The sequence below is a fragment of the Pseudoxanthomonas yeongjuensis genome (assembly GCF_010093345.1).
Taxonomy (GTDB): Bacteria; Pseudomonadota; Gammaproteobacteria; order Xanthomonadales; family Xanthomonadaceae; genus Pseudoxanthomonas_A; species Pseudoxanthomonas_A yeongjuensis.
Genome location: NZ_PDWT01000002.1, coordinates 438660 through 454507, shown reverse-complemented (window position 1 = coordinate 454507; position 15848 = coordinate 438660). Strand labels below are relative to the sequence as shown.

The following is a 15848-nucleotide window of genomic DNA, read 5'->3' as shown; positions in this document are numbered from 1 at the left end:
CGACCGCGCTCCTCGGAATGAGAGCCGGACAATTCGCCTCGCAATAGAGGCTTGAATGCCCATTGGACGCGAAGCCGCTGAACAGCGGACGGTCTCCGGCAAGGCGCATCCGCAGCCTGGCGGCGTTACTGCCCTGCCAGGGATTGTTGCTGCCTGACGTACGCCATCAGGTTGATGAAGGTGTCCACCCAATAGATGTCCCGGTGGGTCGAGAGGTGCTGCAGCAGTTCTTCATGGGCCTGCTTCGAGACCGACAGGTAGTCACCGCCGACGCCGTGGAAGGTGAAGTTGACCATGGTGCCCTTGCGCGCCGCCTCCTCGACCCGGGCGATGAGCTGTTCGCCGGTGATACCAATTGGCGTCTCGACGGTGACCGCGTAGGGGTCGAGTTTCCACATGCCGGGCGTGACCGCGCCGTCGCCGAGCTTGATCGCAACGAACTCCTGCCGCACCGCGTCGATGTAGTTGACGCCCGTGGCCATCACGTCGCCGCACGGCACGGTCATGGTGCGCTCCGTGCGGCCGTCGATCGCGGTGAGCATGACATTGGCCAGCAGCACCTGATCCTTCATCGCCGCCGCCGAAGTCCTGTCCAGGTCCCGTTGCGGCTCGACCCAGTCGCGATCCTGCAGCGAACCGGAGCACTGGTGGAACAAGGTGTGGTTGCCCAGCTCGTGTCCGTTCCTGGCGGCGGCGCGCCACTCCTCTAGCCGCAAGCGCACGGGATCGCGCGACAGCTGCAGGTAGAAACTCCCCTTCAAACCATATCGATCCAGTGCGGGGATCGCGTTGTCGAGCTGGGAATCCAGCGCATCGTCGTAAGCCAGGCTGACCGCGGCCTTCCTGCCATCCGGCCAGGCGAAAACACCGGTCTCCACGGCCAGCACCGAGTGCGGCCAGGCGAATGCAATGAGCGCCAACGTGACCGAAAGGGACTTCATGGTGCGTTTCCGTCCTTTCCTGCGCCCTGTAACGATCAAGGCTTGATCGTCGCGCAATCGAAAGCATCCGCGTCGGCGCCCGCCCCCGCGACCACGCGGATATTGGTGAAGGCCGCGGCGAACGGCGCGTCGGCCGCGACACTGAAGGGTACTTCGACTGCGCCGAGGTCCACGCCGCGCTGCGCGAAACAGGGCAGCGGGATCTTGAAGGTGTGCTTCCGACCCGTCGGCAGGGTGGCGAGCGCAGGCGCGATGTCGATACCACCGCCGCAATCGCCACCACAACCCATCGACAGCATCACTGCCGACGCTGGCGCATGCACCAGCAGCAGGTCGAACTGCAACGCGGCCTTGGCATTGGCCAGGGCATTGAGATTGTCGCGTGCAGGATTGCGCGAGAAGAAGCGCGCAGGCGCCAGCCAGATGACTTCCTTGGCGTCCTGCTGCGTGTTGACCTGCACGGTCCGCACCTGCAATGCCGGCGCGGAATCCGGCCAACGCAAAGTCGCGTTGAGGTCGGCACCGAGTGCGCGCTCCACGGCATCGGTAGCCACGTGCAAGGCGAAGTTCGGCGCGTCGCCCAGATTGAAGATCGGCAGCGCGACGGCCTCACCGCAGCTGGTCGTGGTCGCGACCGGCAACGCTGCCGTGGAAACCGGCCGCGCATAGCTCAAGCCATAGCCAGGCTCGAACAACGCGGGATGTGCCGCGTCCGCGCGATCCGCAGGCGCTGGGCATGGATCGCCGGGCCAGGGGAACGTCAGCCGGCCGCGGAAATCCGGCGCCGGTTCATCGCCTTCGCTTGCGAACAGCACATCGGTCACGCCCTTGCCTTCCGTACCCGGCAACCAGGCGGCGACGAAGGCCCGCGACAGGTTGATCAGGTCGTTGGCATAGAGCGGGCGCCCGGAGAAAAACACCGTGACCACCGGCTTGCCCATGGCCGACGCGGTCTGCAACACGGCCAGGTCCTCGGGGTGGCGACGGCTATGGGCCAGCGTGTCGGAAGCCACGATGTCTCCATTGGTTTCCGCATACGGCGTTTCGCCGATCGCGGCCACGACCACATCGAAGCGCGAAGGATCCACGTCCTTGCCGGTTTCACTGAACACCACTTTGTCCTGGCCCACGATGGCGCGGATCGCGGCCAGCAACGTGTCGGCGTTCGGATAATCCTGGTTGGTGTTCCCGGTGCCCTGCCAGGTCAGCGACCAGCCTCCGACCTGGTTGGACAGGCTGTCGGCGCTCTTGCCGACCACCAGCACGCGCTGGTCTCGCCGCAATGGAAGCAGCTTGTCTTCGTTCTTCAGCAGGACCAGCGACTCGCGCACCGCACGGCGCGCGAGTTCACGATGCTGCAACGCTTTTTCGTCGCTGGCGTAGCGGCCGTCCGAAGGCTTGCGCTCGAACAATCCGGCGCGCAGCTTGACCCGCAGGATGCGCGTCACCGCATCGTCGATACGCGCCATGGGGATTTCACCGGCCCGCACCTGGGCCATGGTGCTGGCGATGAAGGCCTTCCAGTCCTCGGGCACCATGACCATGTCGATACCGGCGTTGATCGCCTGTGCGCAACTGGAGTTGCTGCAGCCCTTCACCTGGGAAATGCCGTTCCAGTCGGTGACCACGAATCCGTCGAAGCCCATCTTGTCCTTCAACGTTTCGGTCAGCAGCGCATGGTTGCCGTGCATCTTCCCGTAGTCCACGCCCGCTGCCGCATCGTTCCAGCTGTTGAACGAAGCCATCACCGTCTGCACGCCCGCGGCGAGCGCGCCGTAATAACCCTGACCGTGTACGTTGATCATCTCGGCCTTGCCGATCACGGCATTGCCCTGATCCTTGCCGTGATCGGTGGCGCCATCGCCGATGTAGTGCTTGGCCGTGGCCACCACGTTGCCGTCGCCACCCAGGTCGCCCTGGATACCCTTGATGTAAGCGGCGGCGTATTCCCGGACCAGCGCACCATCGGCCGAGAAACTTTCATAGGTGCGTCCCCAGCGGGCGTCCTGCGCCACCGCCAGGGTCGGCCCGAATACCCAGCCGATGCCCGTCGCGCGCGTGGACTGTCCGGTCGCTTCGCCTATGCGTTCGATCAACTCCGGGTCATGCGCCGCGCCCAGGCCGATGTTGTGCGGGAACAGCGTCGCCCCGTAAACATTGTTGTGGCCGTGCACGGCATCGGTGCCCCAGATGACCGGGATGGGCGTGGTCGCGTCGGTGCTGATCGATGCCTGGTGGTACTGCTCCGCCAGGCGCAGCCAGTCGCCCACCGAGGCGTGCTTGTCCTTCCCGGGCCACGAACCACCACCGTTCAAGACCGAACCGAGGTAGTACTGGCGCACCTCCGCGGGAGTGACCGACGAGATTTCCGGCTGGGTCATCTGTCCGATCTTCTGGGCGAGCGTCATCTCGGCCACTATCTTGCGGACGCGTGCTTCCACAGCCGCATCCTTCCCGATCGCGCTTTCGATGCGCGGCCAATCCTGCAACGGCTTCGGGCTCGCGTCGCTTGCGCTGGCGTCGGCTGCCAGGGCCAGGCCTGCGCCAAGGCAGGTGCAAAGAAAAGTCACGCACAGAGCTTTCACATGTCTCTCCAACAAGTTTGGAAGCGTTCGTCGAGGGCCTTGTGGTCCCTCCTGTCAAACGTGAACGATGGCGACCGCCGCCGCCGAGAAATCCAGCAACCACGGACCCGCAGGCGAGGCGCGAACCGGAGCGGATTGCCTGTCGGCCGCACACATCTGACAGCGCTGTCATATAATCAACCCGAAGCGAAGTCAATTAATAACTCGCGTGACGTGCGGATTTGCCATGCAAAGTCGAACACAACACCCATCCACCCATTTGGCGACAACGCATCTTGTTGCCTTGCAGCACGCGCCAGCGCACATGCGGCCCGGCAGTGATGAAGCAATGGCGCAAGATCGCGGACGAGATCGCGGAACGGCGAATGCCAGCCCATGCACCCGCAGTCGATGCTTGGCTCCATTCGCACCCATGCGCAGGGGCGCCGAGGCGAAAGGACGGCTGACTGGCGATCGCCCGGCGGCGGCGCGCGTGGATACACAATCCGGTGCGGCACTGTCAAAATCCTCATTACCTGGCCGGCTGCCGCAAGGCGGGCCCAATCTGGAGCGGGAACGTGGCTATGCGTAGTCGTATCGAGGATGTGGCGACCGCTGCAGGCGTGTCCATGAAAACCGTGTCGCGTGTGCTCAACAACGAGCCCAACGTGCGCGAGGAAACCCGCAACCGGGTGATGCGCACCGTCGAGCAGCTGAAGTACAAGCCCAACCTGTCCGCACGCAGCCTCGCGGGCCAGCGCTCCTACATAGTGGCCCTGGTCTACAACAATCCCTCGCGCAACTATCTGATGGAAATCCAGGGCGGCATGCTCGAGGCCTGCCGTGCCCATCACTACAACCTGATCCTGGCGCCGGTGGGATCCGGCAAGCGCACGGCGGACGACATCAAGGGACTCTTCGAGAACTTCGGTCCCGATGGCGTGGTGCTGATCCCGCCGCTGACCGACGACAACGTCGTGTTGTCCTACCTGGAAGAACATGAGGTGCCATTCGCCTGCATCGCGCCGCGCAACCCGCGCGACCGCATCGGCGTGATGATGGAAGAAACCGCCGCGGTCCTGGAATTGATGGCCGGACTGATCGAACTCGGCCACAGGCGCATCGGCCACATCAAGGGACCCCGCGCGCACGGCGCCTGCCAATGGCGTTATGCGGGCTATCGCGAGGCGCTGCGCAAGGCCGGAATCGCCTATGACGCGGACCTGGTGACACAGGGCGAATTCTCGTTCGAATCGGGCATGAGCGGCGCCAACGTGCTGCTCGATCTGACTCAACCGCCGACGGCGATTTTCGCGGCCAACGACGACATGGCGGCGGGCGTGATACGCGCCGCGGGCGAGCGCGGCCTGGCCGTGCCGCGGGATCTCTCGGTCTGCGGCTTCGACGACACGCCCATCGCGCGGCACATCTATCCCGCCCTGACCACGGTACGCCAGCCGACTTCGGAGATGGGTCGCCTGGCGACGCTGGAGCTGTTCGACCGCATCCGCACCCCGGACGCCGGACGCATGGTCCATGTAGAACACACGCTGCTGTTCCGCGAATCGACGCGTCCGCCGAAGAAACGCTGAGCTCCGGGCAGCACGCCATTCGACGCAGTGATGCGTAATGCGATGCCTGCCGTTCCGCGGCTTCCTGGCGATGCGTGGCATCGAGTGGAAATCGGTGAGTGGGAATTGATCGGCACATCGCCGATGGAAACCCGGGGCCGCACAGTAGAAGATCGCTGATCCGCCCACCCGCACGCGCGGATGACGCGAGGCATCGGCTGCGCTGAAGTCCAAGTCGCAGGATTCATGCTGCACTTTCTCGCGCGACAGCCTTCCCCGGCATCCCTAACCACCATTCCCGACGCGACCTACGAACGATCTTGCGAGCGCGAACAGGGCGCCGGGCAATGACAGTCAAGTTCGTTGCGGTGCAGCATGAATTCATGCGGAAAACCCTGCTTTTCAGGCCTTTCCGCGGTCACGGATGCCCCGGTTGACAACGCTGTCAATTGGGCGTCCAATGCAGCGGCGCTCATAGGGGCCTGGTATTTGCCGCACAGAGACACACAAAATTTTTCGTGACATTCCGGGGAGGAAATCCATGAAAGAGCTGCATGTCGTTCCGAAGAAGAGAATCCTTACGTCCGCATTGCTGCTCGCACTGGCCAACACCGCCTGGGCGCAGGAAGCCGCAGAGAAAGTGGACAGTCCTGCCGCCAGTACGACCGAAACCGACGCCACCACGCTCGACACGGTCGTAGTCACCGGCATCCGCGGCAGTCTGACCTCCTCGATGAACCTCAAGCGCGATGCGCAGGGCATCATCGACGGCATCGTCGCCGAGGACATCGGCAAATTCCCCGACACCAACCTGGCGGAATCGCTGCAGCGCATCAGCGGCGTGTCCATCGACCGTTCGCTCGGCGAAGGCTCCAAGGTCACCGTGCGCGGCGTCGGACCCGATTTCAATCTGGTGCTGTTGAACGGTCGGCAGATGCCGGCATCCAGCAATGCGGGAGGCGCCGGCGTATCCAATTCGAGAGCATTCGATTTCGCCAATCTCGCATCGGAGGCCATCTCCGCGGTCGAGGTCTACAAGACCAGCCGTGCAAGCACGCCTGCCGGCGGCATCGGCGCCACGATCAACATCAAGACCGCACGTCCGCTCGACAATCCCGGTTTCCTCGCCAATGTGGGCATCAAGGGCGTCCACGATACTTCCGTGAACAACCTGCCGCGCTCGTTCGAAGGGGATTCGGTCACGCCGGAAGTGTCCGGCATCTTCAGCAATACTTCCGCCGACGGAAAATTCGGCATCGCCTTGACCGCCAGCTATCAGGAACGGGATTTCGGTTTCAGCCAGGCGGCTGTCGCCAATGGTTGGGCCAGATTCCGCGGCGACGACACAACCAGTTGGAACAGGCTCCCGCAACCCGGAGACCCAGGCTACGACCTTATCACCAACCGTCCGGGTCCGGACGACATCTATTCGCGTCCCCAGAACCTGGGCTATAGCGTCAACGGCGTGCAACGCCAGCGCACCAACGGCCAGCTGACCTTGCAGTACGCGCCAACCGACCGGGTGACGACGACCCTCGACTACACCTATTCGGAAAACAAGATCCAGCAACAGCGCAACGAGCTGTCGGTATGGTTCAACTACGGTCCGGGCGCGAGCTCATGGACCGACGGCCCGGTTTCCGCGCCGATCATCTATTCGGAAACGATCACCGCCGCCAACGCCGACATCGCCATGGGCGGCATGCAGCTCGCGAACAAGAACACGAACGAATCACTAGGTTTCAATGTCGAGTGGGAAGTAAACGACTCGCTGAACCTGGAGTTCGATTACCACGACTCCAGCGCCGAGACGAGGCCTGACAGCCCGTATGGCTCGGCGGGCGTGCTCGGTGCCGCGGCGTTCATCCGCGGCACCACCACGGCCGACTTCAGCGGCGATTTCCCGATCGTCAACATCCAGCTGCCGCCCGGCGTCGCCGGCGTCGATCCCTCGCAGGCGCTGGTAACGGGCTCGGTGTTCCAGAACGCCTACAGCCGCTCCGAAGTCGAGCAGGGCCAACTGAGCGGCACCTTCAAGTTCGGCGACTATTCCGGGCTGGACTTCGGGGTCGCCTCGACCGAAGTGAACAACCGCACCGCCTACGGTTACATGCAGCGCGACACCTGGGGCGGCGTGGGGACGCCGGCCGATTACGAGGATGGCATCTGGTACGTCGACGACATGTCGCGCTACTTCGACAGCTTCTCCGGTTCCAACGACCCGAACTTCAGCAGCCAGTTCCTGGTGTTCGACTTCAACCGGTTGCGCGACCAGGCGGCGCTGGTCGCCGGCGACGATTCGTTCTATCGCGCGCCGACGGAATTCACCCGCGACCTGCGCACTACCGAGAAATCGAAGAGCGCCTACCTGCAGTGGACCACGACGTTCGATTGGTCGATGCCGCTGCACGTGGCCGCGGGCGTGCGCTACGAGGAGACCGAAGTCACCTCGTCGGCACTGGTGCCGATCGGTACCGGGATCTCATGGGGCTCGGCCAACGAGTTGAACGTGATCTTCGGCGAAGCCGGCTTCACCACGCTGAAAGGAAAGTACGACTACCTGCTGCCGAACCTCGACCTGGCCCTCGACCTCACCGACACGATCAAGCTGCGCGGCTCCTACGGCGAAACCATCGGCCGTCCCGGCTGGCAGGACATCCAGGGCGGGCAAACCATAGCCCAGCTGCTGCGCGTCGATGGCGGCGACGGCAACCAGGGCAACCCGGCCCTGGAGCCGCTGCTGTCGCACAACTTCGACCTGTCGTTCGAGTGGTACTACGGCGAATCGAGCTACCTGTCGGTCGGCTACTTCCGCAAGAACATCGACAACTACATCGGCGTGACGCAGATCGAGGACACCCCGTTCGACCTGCACACCCCGGTGGGCGGCGCCTACTGGAACGAGGCATTGGGGAGCGGCTGCGCGGTCTCCGACATGGTCTGCATCCGCAACTTCATCCTCATCAACCATGCCGGCGATCCCGGGGTCACCTCGACGGGCACCAACGCGAACGGCGAGCAGACCGGCACGATCGAAGGCCTGCCCGGCGATCCGATCGCGTCGTTCGCCATCACCGTGCCCGCCAACCAGCAGTCGGCGTCGCTGGATGGCTGGGAGTTCAACGTCCAGCACGTGTTCGGCGAAAGCGGCTTCGGTCTGGCCGCCAACTACACCATCGTCGACTCGAGCCTGGGCTACGACAATTACAACCTGGGCGAACAGTTCGCGCTTGAGGGCCTGAGCGACTCGGCGAACCTGGTGGCGTTCTACGACAAGGGCCGCTGGCAGGTCCGCGCCGCGTACAACTGGCGCGACGAGTTCCTCTCGAGCCGGTTCGATGGACAGGGGCCAAACCCGAACTACGTCGAGGCCTATGGCCAGTTGGACATGAATGTCAGCTACGAGGTCACCGAACGGCTGACGCTGCAGGTGGAAGGCATCAATCTGACCGACGAGACCCAGCGCGTCCACGGGCGACACCAGAACCAGGTGCTGTTCGCGACCCAGAACGGGCCGCGCTACATGTTCGGACTCCGCTACAAGTTCTGATCGACGGCAGCATGGCCGCGCGACCCACGGGTCGCGCGGCAGCAAAGGCCGCTGGCGACAGCGGCTTCTTCTTTTTGGCACCATGTCCGTATCCGGAGCTCAAGGCCCACCGCTGCATGCCAAACCACGTCCTGCTGAACAACATCGACCACAAGGACCTGCGGATAGATACCGGCCGCAACGCCGCGCTGGGCGACGCCGTGATGTTCGCGCCGACGTTCCCGGCAGAGTTCCGCAATGCGCAGGCGCACTACCCCATCGTCTTCCGCAAAACGGCCGAAGGCGGGTTCCAGCCGGTCGTGTTGTTCGGTCTTCGCGAAGGATCCAACCTGTTCCTGGAGAACGGGCGTTGGGATGCGGCCTACCTGCCGCTGGCTATCGAGCGGCGTCCCTTCCTGATCGGTGTTTCCGGCGACGAGTTGCTGGTCCATGTCGACCTCGACGACCCCAGGGCCCGCACGGATACCGGCGAGCCGGTATTCCGCGAGCATGGCGGCACCACGGATTATCTCGAGCGCATCAACTCGGTCCTGCTCGCGCTCCATCAGGGGCTGGAGGACACGCCTGCGTTCATCGATGCGCTGCGGCGGCACGAACTGCTGGAATCGTTCGTGCTTGACATCCAGCTCGACGATGGTTCGCAGAACCGACTGGCCGGGTTCCACACCATCCATGAGGATCGCCTGCGCGCGCTCGACGGCACCACACTCGAGCAACTGCATCGCGCCGGATACCTGGAGCCGATCTACATGGCGATCGCCTCGCTGTCGCATTTCCGCGACCTGATCGAGCGGATGAACCGGGCCCATGCCGCCGGTCGCTAGGCCAATCAAGGAAATCGCCGGCCTGCATCCGCAGGCCCTGCCCGACGAGTTGCTGCGGTCGACGCAACCCGTGGTACTCCGGGACCTGGTCGGGCACTGGCCCGCCGTACAGGCCGGACGGGCGACGGCAACCGATGCCGTCGCCTACCTGCGACGCTTCGACGCGCAGCGCGCGCCGGTGATCGCCACGGTCGGCCCTCCCGAGATCGACGGCCGCTTCTTCTACAACGACGACCTGAGCGGATTCAATTTCCGCCAGGAACAGATCCCGCTCGGCGTGGCGCTGGACACGCTGTTGAAATACCTGTCCGACGAGGCGCCGCCGGCGATCTATATCGGCTCCACCACCCTCGACACCTGGCTGCCCGGCTTCCGTGCGGAGAACGATCTCGCCCTCGACGGGAAGAATCCGCTGGCCAGTATCTGGATCGGCAACCGCACGCGCATCGCCGCGCACCAGGATGTCCCCGACAACCTCGCCTGCGTAGTCGCCGGCCGTCGCCGCGTCACCCTGTTCCCGCCCGACCAACTGGCCAATCTCTACATCGGTCCGCTCGATTTCACCCCCGCCGGCCAGGCCATCAGCCTGGTCGATTTCTCCGCGCCCGATCCCGACAGGTTCCCGGACTTCGCCGAGGCGATGCGGTATGCGCAGGTCGCGGAACTCGAGCCCGGCGATGCGGTATTCATCCCGAGCATGTGGTGGCACCACATCGAGGCGCTGGAAGGTTTCAACGTGCTGGTCAATTACTGGTGGCGGCAGAGCCCGGCGTGGATGGATACGCCGATGAATGCGCTGATGCTCGCGATCATGACCGTGCGCGACCTGCCACCGGACCAACGCGCGATCTGGCAGGACGTATTCCGCCATTACGTCTTCGAAGCCGACGAGGCCACCGCCGGCCACATCCCCGAAAGCGCACGCCGCGTGCTCTCGCCACTCGAAGAAACCAGGGCGCGGGAGTTGCGCGCACGATTGCTGCAACGATTGAACCGCTGAAGGAGAGATTCCGTGCCGAACAACGATCCGCCCGACATCAAGCAAAGGCCCATCAAGCGCGTGGTCATCGCCGGCGGCGGCACCGCGGGCTGGATGGCCGCGGCCGCGCTGTCGCGGATGCTCGGCAAGGTGCTCGACATCAAGCTGGTCGAATCCGAAGAGATCGGCACGGTCGGTGTCGGCGAGGCGACCATCCCGACACTGGTGACCTTCCATCGTCTGCTGGAAATCAACGAGCAGGAATTCATGGCCGCAGCGCAGGCCACGATCAAGCTCGGCATCTCCTTCGAGAACTGGCTCGATATCGGCCATCGTTACATCCATCCGTTCGGAGCCAGCGGCAAGGACCACTGGATGGCGGGGTTCCAGCATTTCTGGCTCAGGGGGCGCGCACTCGGCATCGAGGGCGACTACGGCGACTATTGCGTCGAACACCGGGCCGCGCACGAGCACAAGTTCGCGCACCTGCCACGCAGCGGCATGAACTACGCGTACCACATGGACGCCAGCCTGTATGCGAAGTTCCTGCGCAGATTCAGCGAGGGCTATGGCGCGCAGCGCATCGAGGGCAAGATCGCCGAAGTAGTCACCGACCACGAATCCGGTTACATCACCTCGCTGAAGCTCGAAAGTGGCGACGTGATCGAAGGCGACCTGTTCATCGACTGCACCGGCTTCCGCGCATTGCTGATCGGCAAGACCCTCAACGTCGGTTTCGCCGACTGGTCGCACTGGCTGCTCAACGACAGCGCCATCGCCGCCCAGACCACCGCGGTCCGCGACGCGGTGCCCTACACTCGCGCGATCGCGGGCAAGGCCGGCTGGCAATGGCGCATCCCGCTGCAGCATCGGGTCGGCAACGGCATCGTCTATTCGAGCCGCTACACCAGCGACGACGAGGCCAAGCAGGAATTCCTGTCCAGCCTCGAAGGCGAGGTGATCAAGGATCCGTGGCCGGTCCGTTTCCGTCCGGGACAGAGGCTCCAGTGCTGGAGCAAGAACTGCATCGCCCTGGGCCTCGCCGGCAGTTTCATCGAGCCGCTGGAATCGACCACCATCCACTTGATCCAACGCGGCATCACCCGCCTGCTGCAAACCTTCCCGGAAGTCATCACCCAGTCCGGCATCGACGAATACAACGCCAGGCTGGACTCCGAGATCCAGCACGTGCGGGATTTCGTGGTCATGCACTACCACCTGACCAACCGCAGGGATACGCCCTACTGGCGCACCGTCGGCGGCATGGACATCCCGCCCTCGCTGCGGCATCGCATCGAGCTGTTCCGCGAGACCGGCAGCGTGTTCCATGTGCCGCTGGAACTGTTCGCCGAGAATTCCTGGATCGAAGTCCTGCTGGGGCAGGGAATCATGCCCCAGCGGCACCATCCGGTCGCCGACGTGATGAGCGAGACGGAACTTGCCCGATTCCTCGCTGATATCCGCAGCAACGTCGACAGCACCGTGCGCCAGTTGCCGGCGCACATGGATTACCTGCGAAGCTATTGCCCTGCCCCAGCGCCCTCGCGCTGACCCGCATGCATACGCTCCTCGCCACCACCGCCGACGCGCTGATCTTCCTCCTGCTGGCCTGGGGCCTGTGGCGCCTGCTGGGCCGTTCCATCCCCATCGCGGTGATACCGATCATCATCGGCCTGGTGCTGGCGGCCACCGGTTGGTTGCCGGCCTCGCTGGGCGTGCCTTCGGTCATCGGCGATGGCATCGGCTGGGCCGGCGTGCTGCTGCTGGCTTTCGCCGCCGGCCTGGAAACGCGCCAGTCCGCGCACATCCGCTCGTCCTCCGGCTTGCCGGTCGCATCGCGTGGCGCGGTATTCCAGTTCGTCGCCAGCGCGGCGCTTGCGCTATTGCTGCCGTTCGTCGTTGGCGCCCTGGCGGCCTATCATTATTTTTCGATGCTGCCGGACTGGACCGCGCCGAACGGCGACCGTGCGCTGGGCGCGATCGCCCTCGGCCTGTGCATCGCGGTCAGCGCCTTGCCGGTATTGATCGGCATCGTGCGCGAGCTGGGTCCCTTGCATCGTCCGCTGACCCAGATGGCCGTGCGCATCGCCGTGTTCGACGATGCGGTGCTGTGGATCGGGTTGGCCTTGCTGCTGTTCGCCAGCGGCGATGCCACTCTGTCCAGCGGATCGCCGCTGCAAATGCTGGCCCTGGCCGTGCCGGTGGCGCTGGTCGCAGTGGGCGCGACAAGCCGTCGCAGGAACCTGGTGCCGCCACGCTGGGCGATCTGGTTGGCGCTGCCGGTCTATCTGGTCGCCGGTTCCTGGGCCAGCTCGCGACTCGGGCTGCATGCCCTGCTCGGCGCCTATTTCGCCGGGGCGATGCTGCCGCCGACATGGACCCGGCAGTTGCCGGTCGAACGCATCGGCCGCTTCGCCTTGCTCGGCCTGGCCCCGCTGTTCTTCGGCCACAGCGGCCTGAAGATCGATGGCGACGTACTCGGCTGGGCATCGCTGCAGGCGTCGCTTGCATTGCTGGCGGTATCGGTCGTCGCCAAGCTCGCGGCGGTGCTGATCTGTCCGCCGACGTCCAACTTGTCCAGGCGCGAAGCCCTGTCGATAGGCGCGCTGCTGCAATGCAAGGGACTGATGGAAATCGTGGCCGCCGCCATCCTGCGCGACAAGGGGCTGCTGTCCGAACACGCTTTCGCCGCCCTGGTCACGCTTGCCGTGCTATCCACGCTGCTCACCGGGCCGTTCTTCCGTTTCCTGCTCAGGCGCCCGCTCGACCAGCCGCAGTCGGAAAGCCAGCCGGTGTAACCGGCGATGCTTCGCAACGCGCATGAAAGCCCCCACATGCGGGGGCTTTCATGCTTGCGGCATCACCCGGTCCAGGCTGGCGCCCGACAGGCCGCGAACAGGTCGTCGGCAGGTCGATAAACCTCGGTGCGCACCTGCAACAGACCCAGCACCGAGGGGAACAGGTTGTCGTGGCTCGCGGGCTGCGCGGCCCGTCGACGCAGGCAGTCCAGATCCAATCCCGAATCGCCGATGAAACCCGGCGAGAACCACATCACCATCGGCACGCGGGTCTGTTCCTGGGGTGCGATGGCGTAAGGCACTCCGTGCAGGAACAGGCCTTTCTCGCCCAGCGACTCGCCATGGTCGGAAACATAGATCAACGCGGTGTCGTATGCGGTCTGCTGCCGCAGGAAGCCGATGGCCTGGGCCAGCACGTGGTCGGTGTACAGCAGCGCGTTGTCATAGGCGTTGACGATGTGCTCGCGCTCGCACCGGCCCAGTTCCGGATTGTCGCAGGTGGGCGTGAAGCGCTTGAACGCCGGTGGATAGCGTTCGAAATAATTGGGGCCGTGGTTGCCCAGTTGATGCAGCACCACCACACGATCGCCTTTCACCGGCGACAGCTGCGCCTGCAGGCCCTTGAGCAGGATCCCATCCAGGCAGCGCTTGCCGTTGCACAGCTCCGTATCCCTGGCGTCGTCCAGGCGCTCGATCGGAAGCTTGTCGCATACGCCCTTGCAACCGGACTGGTTGTCGCGCCACAGGGTGGCGATGCCGGCATGGTCCAGCACGTGCAGCAGCGATTGATGGTCGCGGATCCTACCTTCATCGTAGTCGCGGCGGCCATACGGCGAGAACATGCACGGCAGCGACACTTCGGTGCTGCTGCCGCAGGCGGTCACCTGCGGGAAGTTGATCAGTCCCGGGATCCGCGCGAGTTCCGGCGTGGTCTGGCGGGCGTAACCGTTCAGGCCCCAATTCCGGGCGCGCGCGGTTTCACCCACCACCAGCAGCAGCAGGCGCGGCTTGCCGGTTTCATGCGCCTGCCGCGCATCCAGCCCTATCGGCAACAGCGCTTTTTTCGGACCCGGCGGCGAGGACAGCAACACATTGGACAGCGAGACCACGTAGTTGGCCGGGGCGACCAGGTAACGCACTTCGCGCTGGCTGCGGAACAGGGTGGAGAAGTCCTGCGAAGACAGCATCACCCCGCAAGCCGCGACCAGGGCCATCGCCAGCAGGAAACCCGCGCGCGCGGCCAGGGCACGCGGCCAGCGGCGGCGGCGCAGGCGGACCCGCCAGAGCAGCACGATCGGCAGCAGGCTCCAGGCCAGCGGGATCAGCAGCCTCGGGGACAGCAGTTCGCCCGACTCCTTGCTGTCGGTGTGCAGCACGTTGCGCAGCATGTCCGCATCCAGGTACACCCCGTACGCGCTCATGTAATGGCTGGCGACCGCGGTCGCCAGCAGCAGCGCCGTCAGCAGTGGCTTGGCGATCCAGCGATTGGTCACCAGTCCCAGCAACAGGGCATGCAGCGCGGTCACCACCAGGAACAGCGACAGCACGAATCGCCATTGCGCCAACGGATGGGCGATGGCCGCATGCCAGAACGCGCCATTGCTGAACAAGGAGAAATACAGGGCGGACAACAGCACCAGGCTTTCGCCGCTGATCTGCGGACGCCACTGCCACCAAGTCGTGGTGGCGGCGGCCGCTTTCGCAGGCATTGCGCCCGCCATCGCCGGAGCACTCATGCCAGCGCACCCCGGGTTTGATCGTTGGCATGCCGCGCAAGCATCAGCCGGTAAAGCAGCAAGGCGGTCGACCAGCAGATCATCAACGCCCACACGTCATGGGAAAGGAAATGCGCGCCGCGCAATTGCTGGGTGATGCCGAAGACCAGGCCAACGCCCAGCGCGAAACCCAGGCCCCACCAGCGCCACGCAGGACGCGTGGCGAGGAAGAAGAAATACAACGCGATCCAGCCATAGCCGGCGCTGGCATGGCCGGCGGGAAAACAGGTGCCGTGCGCCATTCCCGAAGGACGATGCATGAGCAGGCCGTGGTAGACCTTGTCGCCACCGTAGCGCAGCAGGTCCCACGGGCAGTCCATGTCGGTCCAGCGCTTCAGCAGGGCGACCACCGCGGTGGAAAGCAGCGATGCCAGCAACAGATAGACCAGCGGTCGCCGCCATTGGCGCATCCTCGGCACGCACAGGGAAATCGCCAGCACCGGCACCAGCGCGAACCATGCGTCCTTGCTGGCCTGGCGCCCCGCGGCATGCAGAAGGTCCTGGGCGACATAGGCGTTCTGCAAGGCCCACTGGTGCCCTTCCATCGCATACAGGCGGTCGGCCAGCCACTGGTCGCCATGCAAGACCATCAGCACCAGGGACGCGACTACGAAAGCGCCCAGCGGCATCCACAGATGCCAGCGATAGAAGCGCGATTCCAGCCGGGAAACCCAGGAGGAGAGGCCGTCGTTCGGCAAGGACGGGCCTGGAGGGTCGGGGATGAATTGCATTCGCACGCACTGGAATCCGGTGCCGCGATGATTGTTGCCGCGCTGTCGGAGACACGTCGGAGCGCCGTTCGCTGCCCGTTAAAGCGGCCTGCCGGCACTCGGCCGGTCACGAGCG

Annotated in this window: 10 protein-coding genes; 6 read left to right on the top strand and 4 right to left on the bottom strand. The window is 64.7% G+C overall.

What is annotated here, in order from left to right:
* Positions 1 to 125 precede the first annotated feature (125 nt).
* Together CSC74_RS09175 and CSC74_RS09170 are read right to left on the bottom strand one after the other, a co-directional pair.
* Positions 126 to 941, bottom strand: a complete 816-nt coding sequence (locus tag CSC74_RS09175; protein ID WP_162314134.1) for a polysaccharide deacetylase family protein — start codon at positions 939 to 941, stop codon at positions 126 to 128.
* A gap of 35 nt (positions 942 to 976) precedes the next feature.
* Positions 977 to 3382, bottom strand: a complete 2406-nt coding sequence (locus CSC74_RS09170; RefSeq protein WP_246193089.1) for a glycoside hydrolase family 3 protein — start codon at positions 3380 to 3382, stop codon at positions 977 to 979.
* A 707-nt stretch (positions 3383 to 4089) separates the two neighbouring features.
* Between CSC74_RS09170 and CSC74_RS09165 the strand changes: the two genes are divergently transcribed.
* The 6 genes from CSC74_RS09165 (at position 4090) to CSC74_RS09140 (ending at position 13227) form a co-directional block, all read left to right on the top strand.
* The gene (locus CSC74_RS09165; protein ID WP_162314132.1) at positions 4090 to 5097 is read left to right on the top strand and encodes a LacI family DNA-binding transcriptional regulator; all 1008 of its coding nucleotides are present in this window, start codon (positions 4090 to 4092) and stop codon (positions 5095 to 5097) included.
* 520 nt (positions 5098 to 5617) lie between these two features.
* Complete coding sequence (locus tag CSC74_RS09160; RefSeq protein ID WP_162314131.1) at positions 5618 to 8626, top strand: TonB-dependent receptor; 3009 nt, start codon at positions 5618 to 5620, stop codon at positions 8624 to 8626.
* Between the two features lie 116 nt (positions 8627 to 8742).
* Positions 8743 to 9450, top strand: a complete 708-nt coding sequence (locus tag CSC74_RS09155) for a SapC family protein (protein ID WP_162314130.1) — start codon at positions 8743 to 8745, stop codon at positions 9448 to 9450.
* A complete protein-coding gene (locus CSC74_RS09150; protein WP_162314129.1) occupies positions 9434 to 10450 on the top strand; it encodes a cupin-like domain-containing protein in 1017 nt (338 codons plus the stop codon). The genes CSC74_RS09155 and CSC74_RS09150 overlap by 17 nt, the downstream gene beginning before the upstream one ends.
* Positions 10451 to 10462: 12 nt before the next feature.
* Positions 10463 to 11980: a tryptophan halogenase family protein gene (locus CSC74_RS09145; protein ID WP_162314128.1), complete on the top strand. Its 1518-nt coding sequence runs from the start codon at positions 10463 to 10465 to the stop codon at positions 11978 to 11980.
* Positions 11981 to 11985: 5 nt separating this feature from the next.
* Positions 11986 to 13227, top strand: a complete 1242-nt coding sequence (locus tag CSC74_RS09140; RefSeq protein ID WP_162314127.1) for a cation:proton antiporter — start codon at positions 11986 to 11988, stop codon at positions 13225 to 13227.
* A 62-nt stretch (positions 13228 to 13289) separates the two neighbouring features.
* On the opposite strand, the gene CSC74_RS09135 is transcribed toward CSC74_RS09140, so the two are convergent.
* Together CSC74_RS09135 and CSC74_RS09130 are read right to left on the bottom strand one after the other, a co-directional pair.
* A complete protein-coding gene (locus tag CSC74_RS09135; protein ID WP_246193087.1) occupies positions 13290 to 14936 on the bottom strand; it encodes a phosphoethanolamine transferase in 1647 nt (548 codons plus the stop codon).
* Positions 14937 to 14959: 23 nt separating this feature from the next.
* Positions 14960 to 15631: a phosphatase PAP2 family protein gene (locus CSC74_RS09130; RefSeq protein WP_425501450.1), complete on the bottom strand. Its 672-nt coding sequence runs from the start codon at positions 15629 to 15631 to the stop codon at positions 14960 to 14962.
* Positions 15632 to 15848: the final 217 nt, after the last annotated feature.